The organism is Acinetobacter sp. RRD8 (genome assembly GCF_031844225.1).
GTDB lineage: Bacteria > Pseudomonadota > Gammaproteobacteria > Pseudomonadales > Moraxellaceae > Acinetobacter.
Genome location: NZ_JAUZUU010000007.1, coordinates 145,787 through 163,405 on the forward strand (window position 1 = coordinate 145,787; position 17,619 = coordinate 163,405).

Genomic DNA, 17,619 nt, shown 5'->3' on the forward strand with positions numbered 1-17,619 from the left:
TATAGCGCAATGCAACAACTGAATCCATCCGAGATCAGTGCGCTCATTAAACAGCGTATCGGCGATCTGGACACCAGCGCAACCGCTAAGAACGAAGGAACCATTGTTATGGTTTCCGACGGTATTGTGCGTATTCACGGCTTAGCTGACGCTATGTACGGTGAAATGATCGAATTCGACGGCGGCCTTTACGGTATGGCACTGAACCTAGAACAGGATTCAGTGGGCGTCGTTGTTTTAGGTAACTACTTAAGCCTTCAAGAAGGTCAAAAAGCGCGTTGCACAGGTCGTGTATTAGAAGTTCCGGTTGGTCCAGAACTTTTAGGCCGTGTAGTAGATGCTTTGGGTAACCCGATTGATGGTAAAGGCCCTATTGATGCAAAATTAACTGATGCTGTTGAAAAAGTAGCACCAGGCGTAATTTGGCGTCAATCAGTGGATCAACCTGTACAAACTGGTTATAAATCAGTAGATACAATGATCCCTGTAGGCCGTGGTCAACGTGAGTTGATCATTGGTGACCGTCAAACTGGTAAAACAGCAATGGCGATCGACGCGATCATCGCTCAGAAAAACTCTGGCATTAAATGTGTATACGTAGCAATCGGTCAAAAACAATCGACTATCGCTAACGTGGTACGCAAGCTAGAAGAAACTGGCGCTATGGCGTATACAACTGTTGTAGCTGCAGCTGCAGCTGATCCAGCAGCAATGCTGTATCTAGCTCCGTATTCTGGCTGTACAATGGGCGAATACTTCCGTGACCGCGGTGAAGATGCGTTAATCATTTATGATGACTTGTCTAAGCAAGCTGTTGCTTACCGTCAAATTTCATTGCTTTTACGCCGTCCACCAGGTCGTGAAGCGTATCCAGGTGACGTGTTCTATCTACACTCGCGTCTACTTGAACGTGCTTCTCGTGTATCTGCTGACTACGTTGAGAAATTCACTAACGGTGAAGTTAAAGGCCAAACTGGTTCATTAACTGCATTGCCGATTATTGAAACTCAAGCGGGTGACGTATCTGCATTCGTACCAACCAACGTAATTTCGATTACTGATGGTCAGATCTTCCTTGAAACATCATTATTCAACGCAGGTATTCGTCCTGCTGTGAACGCGGGTATCTCTGTATCTCGTGTTGGTGGTTCAGCGCAAACTAAGATCATCAAGAAATTGTCTGGTGGTATCCGTACTGCTTTGGCGCAATACCGTGAATTGGCAGCATTTGCTCAGTTCGCTTCTGATCTTGACGAAGCAACTCGTAAGCAACTTGAACATGGTCAACGTGTAACTGAGTTAATGAAGCAAAAACAATATGCTCCATACTCAATTGCTGACCAAGCTGTTTCAATTTATGCATCTAACGAAGGCTACATGGCTGACGTAGACGTTAAGAAAATCGTAGACTTTGATGCTGCGTTAATTTCTTACTTCCGTTCAGAACATGCTGCGTTAATGCAACAAATCGATGCCTCTGGTGATTACAACAAAGACATCGAAGCTGCAATCAAAGCAGGTATTGAAAGCTTTAAAGCGACTCAAACTTACTAATTTCAACCTCTGTTGAATTTAGTGTCGGTTTGGTTCACGGAATCAACCTTCGGAAGCTCGCAAGGGCTTTCGAATACTAGGTTAAGCGTATGGCAAATTTAAAAGAAATTCGCGCCAAAGTAGCTAGTATCAAGAGCACGCAGAAGATTACTCGAGCGATGCAAATGGTAGCAGCTTCTAAGATGCGTCGTGCGCAAGAGCGCATGGCTCAAGGCCGTCCGTATGCCGAAAATATGCACCGTGTAATTGCTCATTTGGTCCAAGCGAACCCTGAATACAAACACCGTTATATGGTTGAACGCCCGGTTAAGCGCGTTGGCTATATCATTGTGTCTTCAGATCGTGGCCTTGCTGGTGGTTTGAACATTAACCTGTTCAAGAAAGTGGTTAAACACGTTCAACAGCAACAAGAGCAGTCAATTGAAGTTCAATTTGCTTTAATTGGTCAAAAAGCGGTTTCGTTTTTTAAAAACTACGGCGGTAAAGTGCTTGGTGCGACGACGCAAGTCGGCGATGCCCCAAGTCTTGAGCAGTTATCTGGTTCTGTACAGGTGATGTTGGACGCTTATGATAAAGGCGAGTTAGATCGTATTTATCTAGTGTCAAACGGCTTTGTCAATGCCATGACTCAAAATCAAAAAATCGAACAACTTGTTCCTTTGGCTGCTGCTGAAGAAGACAAGAATCTGAACCGTCAATACGGTTGGGATTATATCTACGAGCCTGAAGCTGAAGAGCTTTTAAATGGCTTGTTGGTTCGCTATATCGAGTCTGTGGTGTATCAAGGTGTGATTGAAAACATCGCATGTGAGCAGTCTGCACGTATGGTCGCTATGAAAGCAGCGACAGACAACGCAGGCGAGATCATTAAGAGCCTGCAACTTATTTATAACAAGCTGCGTCAAGCCGCGATTACTCAGGAAATTTCTGAGATCGTTGGTGGTGCCGCTGCCGTTTAACATTATTTTGAATTGAGGAGACAGCAATGAATAGCGGTCGTATCATTCAGATCATCGGCGCGGTTATCGACGTCGAGTTTGAACGCAACAGCGTTCCTAAGATCTATGACGCTCTCCAAGTAGATGGTACTGAAACTACTTTAGAAGTTCAGCAACAGCTTGGTGATGGCGTAGTTCGTACTATTGCAATGGGTTCTACTGAAGGCCTTAAGCGTGGTTTGAACGTAACTAACACTAACGCGCCGATTTCTGTACCAGTAGGTACAGCGACTCTAGGCCGTATCATGGACGTTCTTGGTCGCCCGATCGACGAAGCTGGTCCTGTTGCGACTGAAGCGCGTTTACCAATTCACCGTCAAGCGCCTTCTTATGCAGAACAAGCGGCTTCTACTGACCTTTTAGAAACTGGTATTAAAGTCATTGACTTGCTATGCCCGTTCGCAAAAGGTGGTAAAGTTGGTCTGTTCGGTGGTGCCGGTGTTGGTAAAACTGTAAACATGATGGAATTGATCAACAACATCGCGAAAGCTCACTCAGGTTTATCTGTGTTTGCTGGTGTTGGTGAGCGTACTCGTGAAGGTAACGACTTCTATCACGAAATGAAAGATTCTAACGTTCTAGACAAAGTAGCAATGGTCTACGGTCAGATGAACGAGCCACCGGGTAACCGTTTACGCGTAGCGTTGACTGGTTTGACCATGGCTGAATATTTCCGTGACGAGAAAGACGAAAACGGTAAAGGCCGTGACGTACTATTGTTCGTAGATAACATCTATCGTTATACACTAGCGGGTACTGAAGTATCAGCACTTCTAGGTCGTATGCCATCTGCAGTAGGTTACCAGCCTACACTTGCAGAAGAGATGGGTGTTCTTCAAGAACGTATTACATCGACTAAGTCTGGTTCTATTACGTCAATCCAAGCGGTATACGTACCTGCCGATGACTTAACAGATCCATCGCCTGCTACAACGTTTGCTCACTTGGACGCAACTGTTGTATTGAGCCGTGACATCGCATCTTCTGGTATTTACCCAGCGATCGATCCACTAGACTCAACTTCACGCCAGTTAGATCCGTTAGTTGTTGGTCAAGAGCATTATGAAATTGCACGTTCTGTACAGAACGTATTGCAACGTTATAAAGAGCTTAAAGACATCATCGCGATTCTTGGTATGGACGAGCTTGCTGAAGAAGATAAACTGGTTGTTTACCGTGCGCGTAAAATCCAGCGTTTCTTCTCTCAACCGTTCCACGTAGCTGAAGTATTTACTGGTGCTCCTGGTAAATTAGTATCTCTTAAAGAAACGATTCGTGGCTTTAAAGGTCTTCTAGCTGGTGAATACGATCATATCCCAGAACAAGCGTTCTACATGGTTGGTGGTATTGACGAAGTTATTGCTAAAGCCGAGAAACTTTAATTAGCTACTCTAATTTAGGAGATTCTCATGGCGACTATGCAATGTGATGTTGTAAGTGTTCAGGAGTCTTTGTACTCAGGCACTATAACTATGCTAATTGCAAAAGGTGCTGGCGGTGAGTTGGGTATTATGCCTGGCCATGCTCCGTTGGTAACTTTGCTCCAACCTGGCGCGATCCGCGTTATTTTGGAAAACGGTACAGAAGAGTTGATCTATGTATCTGGTGGTGTTCTAGAAGTTCAACCGCATGTTGTTACGGTTCTTGCAGATACTGCAGTCCGTGCAGAAAACTTAGATGAAGCAGCTATTGTTGAAGCGCGTAAACACGCTGAAGCATTGCTTGCGAATCAAAAGAGCGATTTGGACTCTGCTGCTGCTTTGGCTGCTCTTGCAGAAACTGCTGCTCAGCTGGAAACGATCCGCAAAATCAAAAACCGCGCTCAATAAGAGACGGTTTGAGATTGAAAAAACCACCCGAAAGGGTGGTTTTTTTATGGGAGAAAATTTCTGATATTATTTGTAATAGATATAAAGCTATCAGATGCAGCCAAGGTCGTACTAACGATTACTAAATATTCTTTCCACGCTTTGCTATTTTCAGATTTTAGAAAATCTTCATATTTTTTATTTGTAAAAGCATGACCTATTGATTCTTCGAGTACTTCGATAAGTCCTTCATTACCATATATTTGGTAGTAATCCAAAGCTTCGAGAATTTTTCTTAATTTTTTTATTAAAAATGCTTTAACATGATCATCTATCAATGAGTTTTGAACCAAATCTTGAAGTAAAAGATTGGTATTTTCTTTAATTTTTAATATAGATTCACTAGCCAATTTTTCATTTTGACCATTAACCAATTTCCAAAGACGAATCTGTGAACCTATAAAATTCTTGGTCGATGGAAAAAGTTTATTGGCTATATTATAAAAATCGTGAGCATTGCTTAAATCAGCCATTAATAAAGAAATTAGATCTTTGATCCATGTTTTATCCAGTAAATCCATACCATGATCAGCTTCTATGAATTCGGCAACATCATATACATTTTGTGCTAATTTTATTCTTAAAAGATTTAGATCATTATAATCAGATATTTCTAACCCTCTAGCCATGCATTCAAAAGGACTCTCTTTCTTTTGTTTTACAATTAGTTCAATTCTACAAAGAAAATCGAAAATAATTTGAGGTTTATTCATTTTTAATAATTTGGTTATTTAGTTATATAATATCTTACCTATGAAACGCAGTATTTCAATAAAACAATTTATTGAGTGTTTTCTAATTTATTCCCTAGTTTTTATTGTATTTAATCTCTTATAAATAGAATTACTTTTTTAATTTGTACCACTCAATATAACTTTTACCTGCTCTCAGTAATGTTTTGAACCAATCTGTAAGCAGACAGACGCCATAAAAAAATCAGTGATAAGTTAAATAATTCGAACAGATACTCGCTTGTTATAACTTGATGCGATTGGGTTTTGAACGGGCGAAACTTATAATTGAAAAAGGGAAAATCATGGCTTATCAATCTATTAATCCATTTACCAATCAAAAATTGAAAGACTATCCATCCCATAGCGATCAAGATATTCAAAATGCACTCGATACAGCAGAACAAATCCTAAAGTCAGACTGGTCACAACAGGTCGATACTCGTATTGAAGTACTGCGCAAATTGGCCAGCAATATGCGAGAACGAAAGTCTGAACTGGCGAAGCTCATGACGCTGGATATGGGTAAACTGATCAAGCAGGGTGAAGGTGAAATCGAAACCTGCGCCAAAATTGCCGAATACTATGCTGATCATGCCAAAGAATTTTTAGCGCCCGTGTCCTATGAAACGGAACTGGGTGAGGCCTGGGTTGAGCATCATCCACTGGGTATTATCATGGCGGTGGAACCGTGGAATTTCCCATTTTATCAACTGATGCGCGTCTTTGCGCCGAACTGTGCGATTGGTAATCCGGTTCTGGCAAAACATGCTGGCATTGTACCGCAATGTGCGGAAGCCTTTGAAAAACTGGTCTTGGATGCAGGCGCACCCAAAGGTGTCTGGACCAATCTGTTTATCAGCAGTGATCAGGTCGCGGAAGTAATTGCAGACAAGCGTGTGCGTGGTGTGGCACTCACAGGTTCAGAAGGTGCGGGCAGTGCAGTCGCTGAACAGGCGGGCAAACATCTTAAAAAATCCACACTGGAACTGGGCGGTAATGATGTATTTATCGTACTCGATGATGCAGATCTGGAACGCGCGATCAAGTTAGGCTGTCAGGCGCGTGTCAATAATGCCGGGCAGGTATGTACAGCAGCGAAGCGATTTATCTTGCATGAAAAAATTGCCGAACAATTCAAGGCAGGCATGCTGAAAGCTTTTGAACAGTTAAAACTGGGTGATCCGCTCGATCCTGAAACCACTTTAGGACCGCTGTCTTCAAAAGACGCACTGGAAAAACTCAGCAAGCAGGTCGAAAAGGCCGTAGCACAAGGTGCAACTGTAGTTACTGGTGCTAAAGCCGTAGAACATCAAGGCAATTTCTATGCACCGACCATTCTGGAAAATATCACGCGTGAGAATGATGCTTGGTATGAAGAATTCTTTGGTCCGGTGGCGCAAATCTATGTCGCGAAGGATGATGATAAAATTGTCGAAATTGCCAATGATTCCAATTATGGTCTGGGCGGCGTGATTCATGCTCAGGATATTGAGCGCGCTAAAAAACTGGCGTCACGGGTAGAAACTGGCATGATCTGGATTAACTGGTTTACCGATACTACACCGGAGTTACCATTTGGTGGAATCAAAAACTCCGGTTATGGTCATGAACTGTCGATTGATGGTTTCAGAGAGTTTGTGCAGAAGAAACTGGTCGTGGTCAAAAGCCCGAAGAAATAAAATATTGACTCGACAAAGAAGCCACTATTCAGTGGCTTCTTTGTTCTGGATATTCTTCGCGTTGACCACCGTCATAACTGGCAAAACGCGGGTGTTCTGGTGGAAATGATGGTTCAGCACTTGGCCAAGGCCAGCCACCAAATTGGGTTTCGCGATAACGGCGAAAAGCAGTCTCCAGCTCTTGCGCACTATTCAAAACAAAAGGCCCATGCATGGCAACCGGTGCGCCAATCGGTTCACCCTCCAGCCATAAAATATGCGATTCCAGTAAACCGCCTTTGAGCTGAATATCTGCATCCGGTTTGAGTTCCAGTAGATGCTTTGGCGCTATCTTCTGTCCTTCCAGTTCTAAGCTTTTGCCTTGATAAAAATAACAAAAACGCGTTGCAGTAGCTGTGCTGGCAGGAATGATTAATTCTGCTTCCGGTTTTAAAGTGATTAAATAAATATTGAGTTGATTCTCTGGAATAGCTGCCCATGAATGTGGCGGACGATCCAGTGCCTGAGTCTGTTTAAACTGTCCTGAAATGACCCGAATATCTGCTTTACGTCCGGCCGCATCGGCTGAAAATACATGTGGAATCTGTTCACGCCACAACATTTTATAATCGGCAGGCTGTTTTTTCTGTTCCGGTGAGGAATTGAGCCAGATTTGAAACAGCTCCAGCGGATTGTCCTGATCTTGATGAACCAATGGGAACATCTCGCAGTGCTGTACTCCATTGCCAGTGGTCAGCCATTGCACATCACCCGCGGCATAACGGCCCGAATTTCCAAGCGAGTCAAAATGATCGACATAACCGCGCTCGACAATGGTAATGGTTTCAAAGCCAGTATGCGGATGCTCCGGAAAGCCGGGAATACTCTCGCCATAATACATGTCATATTCATGCTGCTGTGGCGGGGAAACTGTGCCTAATTCGACATTGCCTTGCGGATAATGATCTTGATGATGAACGGTAAAAATAAAAGGATCTTTCAGATCAAGCCGGGATGTGACTGGAACCACAGAATACAGCACTGAATTCGACATGATTGAACTCCTGATGATCTGATTAGATGAAAATTCTTGATCTAAATATAATTTTTATAATCCATAACAGTGTATAGCCTGCAAGACGATTGAGGAAGGTGGGTTTCGATCAATCGCCTCAAAATGAGATTTTTAGGTATTTTAAGTATTGTCCTGATCAGTATTGCTCTCTGATTCCTGATCTGGATTCTGGATCAGCAAGCCGGCCAGTTTGACCATTTCGGATTGCACATTAACCATCTGGGATTCAATCTTTTTCAAGTTCACTTGGCTGAAATCCACCTGACCATTTAAAAGAGGAGAAGCCAGAACTTGCTGATTGGCGGTCATAATGTTGTCACGAATCTGGTCAATTTCCTGACTTTTCAAGTTCAGGTTGCCTAACACCTGATTAAAACTGCTAAGTTGCTGTTGTAGCTGGGTCGCAGTGGACTCCAGTTGCTGGGTATCTTTAGCTTCGACCGCCGTTTGCAGTTCGGTCTGGGTCTGTTTTAACTGTTCCACATAACTGCCGGCCTTGAGCTGCAAGTCGGCGACATCACGAACCATATAAAACATATTGCCCGATTTAAGTTCGGTTTGTGCTGCTGAACTCTGTTGCTGAGAGGCTGGTTCCAGATCTGAGGTCGTGGTATCTGCCTGTTCAGCCGGTGCTTCGACAGCCTGTTCACAGCCCATCAGTAAAATTCCAGAGCTAAATAATGCGAAAGGAAGGACAGCATTGGCAAGAATCTTGGACATGGAATCAGGGTCTCGATACAGGTGATGGAATTTGAGTAGTATTTAATATAAGGACAAACTATGGAGATAAAAAAGATTGTTGCAAACTCATAACAATTCTTCTGGGTTCCGAATGTTTCCTTATTTAAAAACAGGAAAAAGATTATTAAAAACTGGTAAAGAAGTACTTTGTTCTCACCAAATTGGCTTGTTCGGCCTGCAATCATTTTGAAGATATGTCCGGTTAATCTCAATTTAGCTAAATAGCGGTTTTAAAAAAATAAGTATCTATCAAGAAAATAGATACTTATTTCAAGCTTGAAGCTTATGAGAATAATCGAGAATTATTTTGCAAGTTCTGCGTTCACTGCATCGACAATCCGTGGATCATCCGCAGTAATATCCGGTGCAAAACGTGCCACCACTTCACCATTTTTATTGATCAGGAATTTTTCAAAGTTCCATAGTACTTCTGGTGGCTGGTTTGGCGTTAGGCCATAATCGACCAGATCTTTCCACCAAGGGCCTTCACCGATGCGTTCCGGGATCGCTTGCGTAAGGGTGGTATATAAAGGATGCTTGTCTTCGCCTGCGACAGAGATTTTAGCAAATAGCGGGAAGTCGACTTTATAATTCACTGAACAGAATTCCTGAATCTCGGCTTCGCTACCCGGTTCCTGTTCCAAAAAGTTATTGGCAGGGAAGCCAAGAATTTCCAAACCTTCCGCTTTTTTGTCCTGATACAGTTTTTGTAAGCCTTCATATTGCGGCGTCAAGCCACATTTAGATGCGACGTTAACCACCAGCAAAACCTTACCCTGGTAATGGTTTAAAGTGGTTTCTGTTCCTTCAATAGTTTTGACTGGAATGTCATATACAGAGCGAGTCATTAGATTTCCTGTTTATTGCGACTGAACGGTATTTGTTTTAACGGGTATTCGCTTTCAGCACAAGTAGAAACAGGTGAGCTCAGTTACTTAAAGCTGCAAATTGCCTCAATATTATGTGAAAAATCTATTATGCTAGGATGCGCGAATAGGCATAGCTTAATAACAAGACCAGCGACTCATGGATGAAAGTATGACACAGCAACAAAAGGCAGTCTGGTGGGCCATGGCCTTACCACTGGCCGCAGTTTTGATTTGGTCTCTGAATATGACGGTTACCCGTTATGTGGCAGATTATATTTCTCCCATCAGTATCAGTTTCTACCGCTGGGCCTTGGCCTTACTGATTTTAACTCCATTCATGTTGCCTAAAGTCAAAGCAGCATGGCCGCAGATCCGTCCGCATCTCGGACATTTTGCTGTTTTGAGTGCGCTGGGAATGGTGCTGTATCAGGGGCTAGCCTATAGCTCGGCACACTACACCACTGCGACCAATATGGGCCTGATTAATGCCTTTATTCCTATTTTTACCATTATCGTAGGTATTTTTGTTTTAAAGATTCGCCCGACACAGACTGCAGTGCTGGGAAGTCTCTTGTCCTTTATTGGTTTGATGTATGTCATGGCACAAGGGCAGGGCCTGCAGTTTTTAACTGTCGGTGAAAGTTATATTGGCGATCTGTTGATGTTGATCGCAGTATTTTTCTATGCCTGTTATGGCGTGTTTCTGAAAAAATGGCAGATTCAGATTCCACTCTTAGTGAGCCTGTATATCCAGATTTTTATGGCCTTTCTCTATCATATTCCTTTGGTATTGATTTTAGGTCTGGATAGCATCAATCATGCTAATGCAGCCAGCATTATCTATGCCGGAATTTTTCCTTCTATTGCCGCACCCTTGTTCTGGATGATGGCTGTGCAACAACTTGGTCCCAATCGCAGCAGTATTTTTATGAATCTGATGCCTGTCTTTACCGCAGTAGTCGCATATTTGTGGCTGGGCGAAGCCTGGACCATGTATCACAGTATCGGCGGTGGCATCATTTTACTCGGAATCCTCTGGGCACAATATCCCGGAAGATCCGCTTAATCAGGAATTAAAAGAGCTGATTAAGAATTTTTTCTGATTAAATATTGATCTTTTGAACAATTTTTTTTAATTGAAATCCCCTTTTAAATGCTAATTTTCAAATGTTAAAACAAATAGAAAAATATCGTTTTATTTTAAAAAGAGAATAGAAAGAGCAAGATATTTTGAATATTGGTCAAAAATTGTTTGCTATTAATAGAAAATATGTATTATTTGATTGTTTTATTGTACTTGTCGTTGTACTCAGTTTCTTTCATAATGCGCCCATCGAGAATGATCAAGCAAGAAAATCCTTGTTTTATCAGACTCCCAGAGATTTTCTGAACCCTCTGGATGTGATTTATGCACATCCTTTTTTATGCTCAGCCATCCCTATATGGCTGAGCTTTTTTTTGTCTTAAAACTTTAGTCGGGCTTGAGTGTCCCGACCAAATCAGACAGGACTCAGTCACGAATAACTACGCCAGTCACTGCATCAATGATCCGGCTTGGTTGCTGGCTTAAGCCTAAGTCACCATTCAGATAATTCAGATTCTGGTCAAAATAGCGGATCGCATCCTGCAGTGAGCGCGCAGGTTCCATTCCGGCAGGATTGGCGCTGGTCGAAACAATAAAACCGCCAAAGGCCTGACACAAGGCTACACAGAGCGGATGGTTGGTGACACGGACTGCAACTTTGGGATGCTTGCCCTTAATCCAGCCAGGAATCTCCTGATGGGCAGGAAGCAGCCAGGTGGTGGCTCGTTCTGCTGGCCGATCATTACTCCAGGATTCAATCACCTGTTCACGCATTTCCTCAGTCAGATCCTGCAACAGATGTTCCACCTGTGAAAGATGAGCTGCCAGCAGAATCACACCTTTCTCAATCGGGCGTTGCTTCAATTCTAAAATCTGATGAAATGCCTGTTCATTATAGGGGTCGCAACCCAAGCCCCAAACAGCCTCTGTGGGATATGCCAAGACTTGTCCGTCTTTAAGCCATGCTGCTGCTTCGGCAACAGAGGTAGTGATCATGTGGATACCTTATATTAAACAACAAAGCGCTATTGTGAACCTTATTTGAGAATCCGACAACGTAGATACAGGCCGGCTTGCTGGGTGCAAAACCCGAGTAACTCCAGTTCCATCAGTTGACTGGTCAGGGAAGATACCTCTTGCTGCACCTGCATTCCCAGCTGATCCAGAGTCTGTCCCACCCAGTCCAGCTGGTTATACAGACTGAGCAGATGCGGCGGAATTTGCTGTGATGTCGCTTCAGTAACTTTCGTTTTGGCGATGTTTTCCAAAGCTTGCCATTGCGTCGCCAGTGCCAGTTCTTCGATGACCTGCTGTGGATGGTCAATCAGAATCGCGCCCTCACGAATCAATTGATGGCAGCCCTGATAATGCTCACTATAAATATGTCCCGGAATGGCAAACACGGTTTTGCCTTGCTCGGCTGCCAGTTTAGCCGTAATCAGAGAACCACTTTTTAATGCAGCCTCTGCCACAATGATGCCTAGGCTTAAACCACTGACAATTCGGTTGCGCCGTGGGAAATGGTGCTGCAAAGGCAGTGTATCTGGCAGAAACTCACTGATGACGGCACCGCCATGCTCAATGATTTGCTGGCGCAGTGACTGATGCTGTACTGGATAGGTTTGATCCAGTCCGGTCGCCATCACTGCAATTGTCCCCTGATGTTGTATGGCAGCCCGATGAGCTGCTTCATCAATACCATGTGCCAGACCGCTATTGATATAAAAACCCTGTTCACTCAGGTAAAAAGCAAAATCATAAGCTACTTGCCGGCCGTGTGGACTGGGTTTGCGGCTGCCCACAATGGCAATCTGTGCCTGAAGTAGGGTATCGGGTCTACCCTGACCAAAAATGATTGGGGGTTTATCTGTATAAGGATGCAACTGCTGCGGATAATGCGGATCGCCATGCAATAAAACAAAGTCACTATCCTGCTGGATCTGCTGCAGACAACGCTGAAATTTCTGCTGGGCTTCGGGAAGAGAAAATTCTTTTAAGCGCTGTACATGATTGGCATGAATACCGAGTGCCTGCCAGACAGGGGCTTGATCCGGCTGAAGGGCATGGGCCAGTTCGGCATAATGTTGACTGATTTTATAGAAACTCGAAAGGGAATGCTGAACCAGATACCATAACATAATTGTTTCCAGTTGCGCGCGCGATAACGGGTTCAGCATATTGAGACCTATAGGGTTGTCTTCTTATTATTGAGTTTTTTATTTAGACAAATATTTATTCATCTAAAAGAGGTGCTTGAATTCCTGCACCAACCTTGATTGGTAATTCACTTTCCAGCACATAGGCATAGCTCAACTGATCGAAGGTTTTAAATACCATGATCTGGCCAATACGCTCACCTGGCAATTGCACACGTTCTTTAGTTTTAGGATCAGTGACCACTTCACCTTTTTGATTCACACTAAAGACATGACCCGTCTGAACCCCATGTGCCGTACCACGGTCAATGGTGACCACACTATGACGTGCTGCAGTACCAATTGATCCCAATACACGCACAATCTGGCCACCGGCAGCAATATTTTCTGCATTGGTCGGATAGAACAGGGTCGGTAACATTGGATCGTATTCAGGCAAGACGCGATCACCACGACGGACTTCAGCATTGTAACTATCTGTTAGTTCAAGCGTGGTGACATCACCTTCGCCACGTACCGCAATACCAGATGCCACCTGTTGCAGCTCGAGTGCAGCCGTATATTTCTTGCCGTTTGCATCCGTAAATACATACGGTTCAGCTTCACGATACACCGCATAGCGTTGGCCAACTTCCAGACCGTGACCACGTGCATAAACTTTCTGGCCTTTGCCTGCCAGTACGCGCTGATCTGCAGTTCCGAGGATATATGGCGTACCTTGAACTGAATCAGGCGCCAGAAGGGTATAGCGTTCTAGCCACTGCTTGATATGCTCAAGCGGAATCACTGGAATGGTATTATTTAAAGATTCAGCACGAATCTGGGGTTGCAGAGAAGTAATGCCTAGATAGCGGCTGATAATACCTTCACAACCATCACCTTCGTCTTTACCAATAATCGGACGGCCTTGGTAATCACACATCAGCAGGCGGTCACCCGGGAAAATCCAGTGTGGATTTTTCACGTGCTTATTACTGGCCCAGATTTCCGGCCAACGTACCGGATTTTTCAGGAAGCGTTTCGAGATATCCCAAAGCGTATCGCCTTTTTTCACCACATAAACGTTCGGTGCATTGGCTTTTAATGCCGGTGGATTGACGTTGCGTGCAGGTGCTGCCTCGGCAGAATGAATGGTCCCCATACTGACGCCAACACAGACGGCAAGTGCCAGCATCTGATTTTTAAACCCCAAGGCACTAAAAAATGGCATGCCCTTCAAAACCTTTTTCATTATCATAATTCCTAAAATTATGTGCGTAGTTGCGTTATAATAACGATCTTACACACATTTTTTTGATGAAGCATTCCCTTCATTTGGTTTTTTGATCAATGGCATAATTGAGGACGCAGTATGGCCTTATTACCTATTTTAAGTTTCCCGGATCCCCGTCTTCGTACCATTGCACAACCTGTCGAAGAAGTGACTGATGAAATTCGTCAGCTCGCTGCGGATATGTTTGAAACCATGTATGAAGCACCAGGTATCGGACTTGCCGCGACTCAGGTGGATCGTCATATTCAGCTGATTGTTATGGATCTGTCTGAAAATAAAGATCAACCGATGGTGTTTATTAACCCCAAAATCACACCATTGACTGAAGAAACGCAGCCCTACGAAGAAGGCTGTCTATCAGTTCCTCAAATATACGATAAAGTTGATCGTCCGTCACGCGTAAAAATCGAGGCAATTAATCTGGAAGGTCAAGCATTTGAGCTCGATGCTGACGGACTTCTCGCTGTGTGTATCCAACATGAAATGGATCACTTAAATGGCAAATTATTTGTCGATTATTTATCGCCATTAAAACGTCAACGTGCACGTGAAAAAGTGGAAAAACTGGTCCGCCAGCGTAATAAAGACAAAGTGGCAGTGAAACGCTAGGATCATTTTAAAGTTTATTTAAATGGTCTAGCAAAGCCCAATTCTGATTGGGCTTTGGTATAATCAGCATAAGCATATTTTAGGAATAGCCTGTGTTTTTACGCGCGGGGCTGCTATTTACATTTGCAGCTGTGTTTCTACAGATTGCTGTATTTTTACAGCCTTTGTTACCGAAGCAATATCAGGTTGCTCCGGTCTGTGAAACCATCACGCGTGCGCTTTTTATCGCCACAGATGCCCATGCGCAGCATAGCGCTGGCGAGCATAGCCACCTTGTCCAATCCGGTCATCTTCAACATGATCATCATGATGCCAATCATCAGTGTCAGTACTGTAAGGTTCATGCCAATTTAGTCTTACCGCCTGATCTGGACATCAAACAGGTACTTGACCGGATTCATGTCCGTTTAATTGCCTATCAAAAAACCTTTAAGCATGTCTGGTTTGTCCTTCAGCAACTCTTCTTAATTCCTCAGGGGCGAGCGCCACCACTGCCTGCATAAATCTGCATTTTTCAGCTTGGGTTGGTATTGACTCAAGCCGTGCCTAATTTATGTATTTAGTGAGATAGAGAAATGGCTCAGCCTAAATTTTCTTTACAGCCACTTGCGGCTGCGATTTGTGTTGCTTGTTATTCTTCGGTGGCGATGGCCAATGATGCCATGCCGGTGCAAACGTTTGCCCCGATTGTGGTGACGTCAGCAGCAGGTAATGATGCCAATGGGCTGATTGTCCGCGCTGATCCAAAACAGCCGATTCAACCGATTCCTGCCAGTGATGGTGCGGATTATTTGCAAAGTATTGTTGGCTTTAGTTCGGTCAATAGCGGTGCCGGCACCAATGGGGATGTGACGTTCCGCGGCATGTTTGGTTCACGAATTAAAATCCTGACTGATGGAACCGAAAACCTGGGCGCCTGTCCAAGTCGTATGGATTCGCCGACCTCTTATATTTCTCCGGAAAGCTATGACCGTATTTCGGTGATTAAAGGACCGCAAACGGTTCAGTATGCCAATACTGGCTCTGCGGCCACAGTGATTTTCGAACGTACACCGGAGCAGTTTGATCAAGATCAAAACTATCGCGGTCAGGCCAGTGTCTTGATGGGATCTTTCGGACGTCTTGATCATAATGTGGAAGTCGCAGCAGGCGATGAACAGAAATATATTCGCCTCAATACCAATCGTTCAGTATCGAATAGTTATCAAGATGGAGATGGAACCACTGTACCTTCAGATTGGGAGCGCTGGAATGCGGATCTGGCATTGGGCTGGACTCCAGATACAGATACCTGGGTAGAGCTGACGGGTGGTAAGGCAGATGGTGAAGCTGTTTATGCTGGCCGTGTAATGGACGGTTCCAAGTTCGCACGCGAAAGTCTAGGTTTACGTGTGGAAAAGCACAACGTCACGGATGTGATCCAAAAGATAGAAGCACAAGTGAACTACAACTTTAATGACCATGTCATGGATAATTTTAGCTTACGTCAAGTTGATGAACCTAATAAAGCCATGACCGTTACACGTCGAACTTTAAATTCACGACTATCAATGACTCATGAGTGGGATAAGCTACAGTTAGTCAGTGGTGTAGACTCTCAATTAAATAAACATGCGGGCGGTATGTACCATTCGACTAAACCCATGATGAACTCTCCTGTAACAACAGATATGGAGTTTCAATCCATTGGTGGTTTTGGTGAATTGAGCTACGATCTAGGAGATGATAATAAAGTCGTTTCAGGCTTGCGTATTGATCAAGTCAATATTGATTCAGTTAAGCGTGGTATTGATCGTAAAGAGACTTTGCCGAGTGCTTTCATTCGTTTTGAAAATACACATCCAGAGCATGATGATGGTAAGACATATATTGGTTTAGGTTATGTAGAGCGTGTGCCAGATTATTGGGAATTATTTAAAACAGATTTGAACGGTGAAGCATTATCTACGTTTAAAGATCTAAAAACTGAAAAAACCTTGCAGTTAGATCTCGGCTATCAACATCATCATGGTGCACTGAATTCATGGATATCTGCTTATACAGGCTTAATTAATGATTATATTTTAATTAATTATGATGCCGATAAGCAGACAGGTCATGGAATTAACGCAGCAGATTCTAGAAATGTCGATGCCACCATCGCTGGCGCAGAAGCTGGAATTGGTTATCAATTTAGTGACGCGATTCAGGCAGATATCAGTGCCATGTATGCTTGGGGTGAAAACACCACAGACAATACACCATTGCCACAAATCTCTCCTTTAGAAGCCCGTGTTAACTTGCGCTATGTTCAAGACAAATATAATTTTGGATTATTGTGGCGTGTAGTAGATGGTCAAAGTCGTATTAGTGAACGAGAAGGTAATATCGTTGGTTATGACAATAAGCAGAGCGCAGGCTTTGGCACTTTGTCTTTAAATGGTAGCTACCATGTCATGGATAGCGTGGATATATCAGTCGGAGTCGATAATGTCCTAAACCGGACTTATACCGAGCACTTAAATAAAATGGGGGCTTCCGGGACAGGTTTACCAACAACCGAGCAGTTTAATAATATGGGACGTAATTACTGGGCACGTGTCAGTATGAAATTCTAATTGTTCCTCAGTACTCCAAAAGCCATTGCTCAATAGCGATGGCTTTTTAATTTTTAGCGTTGCAATCAATATTTCCATATTTAAATAGGGCCTATGTATCTTGGATGAAGACCGGATAAAACAAGTTTTGTGTATATAAACGCCAGGTTGATGAAGAATCAAACAAGAATAGAATGTGAATTGAACGATATAAGTCATGTGACAAAGACTATTATAATTTAAATTGAAATAAAACAATATCTTATTGTGTTTGTGGAGGGGTTTTATTGAATGTGCTCAATAAAATTCAAAAACAATGAAAATAAATTAACTATATATAACAATTACTTATATTTTTATTGGTTTGAAAAATAAACACACGATAAAAAATCTTTGCAAGAAGTGTTGCAAGCCTCCTGAAATG

At 43.3% G+C, this 17,619-nt stretch carries 16 protein-coding genes; 9 read left to right on the forward strand and 7 right to left on the reverse strand.

The genetic code is table 11. The features are described from left to right. Positions 1–9 precede the first annotated feature (9 nt). The 4 genes from atpA to Q9R24_RS09395 all read left to right on the forward strand — a co-directional run bounded on the left by atpA (position 10) and on the right by Q9R24_RS09395 (position 4,381). The gene (atpA, locus tag Q9R24_RS09380; protein ID WP_004644861.1) at positions 10–1,554 is read left to right on the forward strand and encodes a F0F1 ATP synthase subunit alpha; all 1,545 of its coding nucleotides are present in this window, start codon (positions 10–12) and stop codon (positions 1,552–1,554) included. A gap of 89 nt (positions 1,555–1,643) precedes the next feature. Beyond that, positions 1,644–2,513 (forward strand): F0F1 ATP synthase subunit gamma, encoded by an 870-nt coding sequence (gene atpG / locus Q9R24_RS09385; RefSeq protein ID WP_004644862.1) that lies wholly within the window; start codon positions 1,644–1,646, stop codon positions 2,511–2,513. Between the two features lie 26 nt (positions 2,514–2,539). Then, on the forward strand, positions 2,540–3,934 hold the full coding sequence (gene atpD / locus Q9R24_RS09390) for a F0F1 ATP synthase subunit beta (RefSeq protein ID WP_004644863.1): 1,395 nt from the start codon (positions 2,540–2,542) through the stop codon (positions 3,932–3,934). 27 nt (positions 3,935–3,961) lie between these two features. After that, positions 3,962–4,381 carry a F0F1 ATP synthase subunit epsilon gene (locus tag Q9R24_RS09395; protein WP_004644865.1) on the forward strand — a complete coding sequence of 140 codons (420 nt, stop codon included), beginning with the start codon at positions 3,962–3,964 and terminating at the stop codon, positions 4,379–4,381. Between the two features lie 44 nt (positions 4,382–4,425). Here Q9R24_RS09395 and Q9R24_RS09400 read toward each other — a convergent pair whose 3' ends face one another. Next, a complete protein-coding gene (locus Q9R24_RS09400; protein WP_195725442.1) occupies positions 4,426–5,133 on the reverse strand; it encodes a hypothetical protein in 708 nt (235 codons plus the stop codon). A gap of 323 nt (positions 5,134–5,456) precedes the next feature. Between Q9R24_RS09400 and Q9R24_RS09405 the strand changes: the two genes are divergently transcribed. Beyond that, on the forward strand, positions 5,457–6,833 hold the full coding sequence (locus tag Q9R24_RS09405) for an NAD-dependent succinate-semialdehyde dehydrogenase (RefSeq protein WP_311204253.1): 1,377 nt from the start codon (positions 5,457–5,459) through the stop codon (positions 6,831–6,833). Positions 6,834–6,861: 28 nt separating this feature from the next. Here Q9R24_RS09405 and Q9R24_RS09410 read toward each other — a convergent pair whose 3' ends face one another. The 3 genes from Q9R24_RS09410 to Q9R24_RS09420 form a co-directional block, all read right to left on the reverse strand. Continuing rightward, a complete protein-coding gene (locus Q9R24_RS09410; RefSeq protein WP_311204254.1) occupies positions 6,862–7,866 on the reverse strand; it encodes a pirin family protein in 1,005 nt (334 codons plus the stop codon). A 141-nt stretch (positions 7,867–8,007) separates the two neighbouring features. Further along, positions 8,008–8,607: a hypothetical protein gene (locus tag Q9R24_RS09415; protein ID WP_311204255.1), complete on the reverse strand. Its 600-nt coding sequence runs from the start codon at positions 8,605–8,607 to the stop codon at positions 8,008–8,010. Between the two features lie 323 nt (positions 8,608–8,930). After that, the gene (locus Q9R24_RS09420) at positions 8,931–9,476 is read right to left on the reverse strand and encodes a glutathione peroxidase (RefSeq protein ID WP_180180995.1); all 546 of its coding nucleotides are present in this window, start codon (positions 9,474–9,476) and stop codon (positions 8,931–8,933) included. A 190-nt stretch (positions 9,477–9,666) separates the two neighbouring features. On the opposite strand from Q9R24_RS09420, the gene Q9R24_RS09425 reads away from it, so the two are divergent. Continuing rightward, complete coding sequence (locus Q9R24_RS09425) at positions 9,667–10,563, forward strand: DMT family transporter (protein ID WP_114542445.1); 897 nt, start codon at positions 9,667–9,669, stop codon at positions 10,561–10,563. Between the two features lie 444 nt (positions 10,564–11,007). Here Q9R24_RS09425 and Q9R24_RS09430 read toward each other — a convergent pair whose 3' ends face one another. Genes Q9R24_RS09430 through Q9R24_RS09440 form a run of 3 tightly spaced genes read right to left on the reverse strand, consistent with a single transcriptional unit; the run spans position 11,008 to position 13,968 of the window. Beyond that, positions 11,008–11,577: an L-threonylcarbamoyladenylate synthase gene (locus Q9R24_RS09430; protein ID WP_005105144.1), complete on the reverse strand. Its 570-nt coding sequence runs from the start codon at positions 11,575–11,577 to the stop codon at positions 11,008–11,010. A 41-nt stretch (positions 11,578–11,618) separates the two neighbouring features. After that, entirely contained in the window at positions 11,619–12,758 is a 1,140-nt protein-coding gene (gene dprA, locus Q9R24_RS09435) for a DNA-processing protein DprA (protein ID WP_311204256.1), read from the reverse strand. Positions 12,759–12,813: 55 nt separating this feature from the next. Next, the gene (locus tag Q9R24_RS09440; RefSeq protein WP_311204257.1) at positions 12,814–13,968 is read right to left on the reverse strand and encodes a LysM peptidoglycan-binding domain-containing protein; all 1,155 of its coding nucleotides are present in this window, start codon (positions 13,966–13,968) and stop codon (positions 12,814–12,816) included. A 120-nt stretch (positions 13,969–14,088) separates the two neighbouring features. On the opposite strand from Q9R24_RS09440, the gene def reads away from it, so the two are divergent. The 3 genes from def to Q9R24_RS09455 all read left to right on the forward strand — a co-directional run bounded on the left by def (position 14,089) and on the right by Q9R24_RS09455 (position 17,216). After that, positions 14,089–14,619, forward strand: coding sequence for a peptide deformylase (gene def / locus Q9R24_RS09445; protein ID WP_004644875.1), 531 nt, complete (start codon positions 14,089–14,091; stop codon positions 14,617–14,619). Positions 14,620–14,711: 92 nt separating this feature from the next. Continuing rightward, positions 14,712–15,122, forward strand: coding sequence for a DUF2946 family protein (locus Q9R24_RS09450; protein ID WP_311204258.1), 411 nt, complete (start codon positions 14,712–14,714; stop codon positions 15,120–15,122). A gap of 72 nt (positions 15,123–15,194) precedes the next feature. Next, on the forward strand, positions 15,195–17,216 hold the full coding sequence (locus tag Q9R24_RS09455; protein ID WP_311204259.1) for a TonB-dependent copper receptor: 2,022 nt from the start codon (positions 15,195–15,197) through the stop codon (positions 17,214–17,216). Positions 17,217–17,619: the final 403 nt, after the last annotated feature.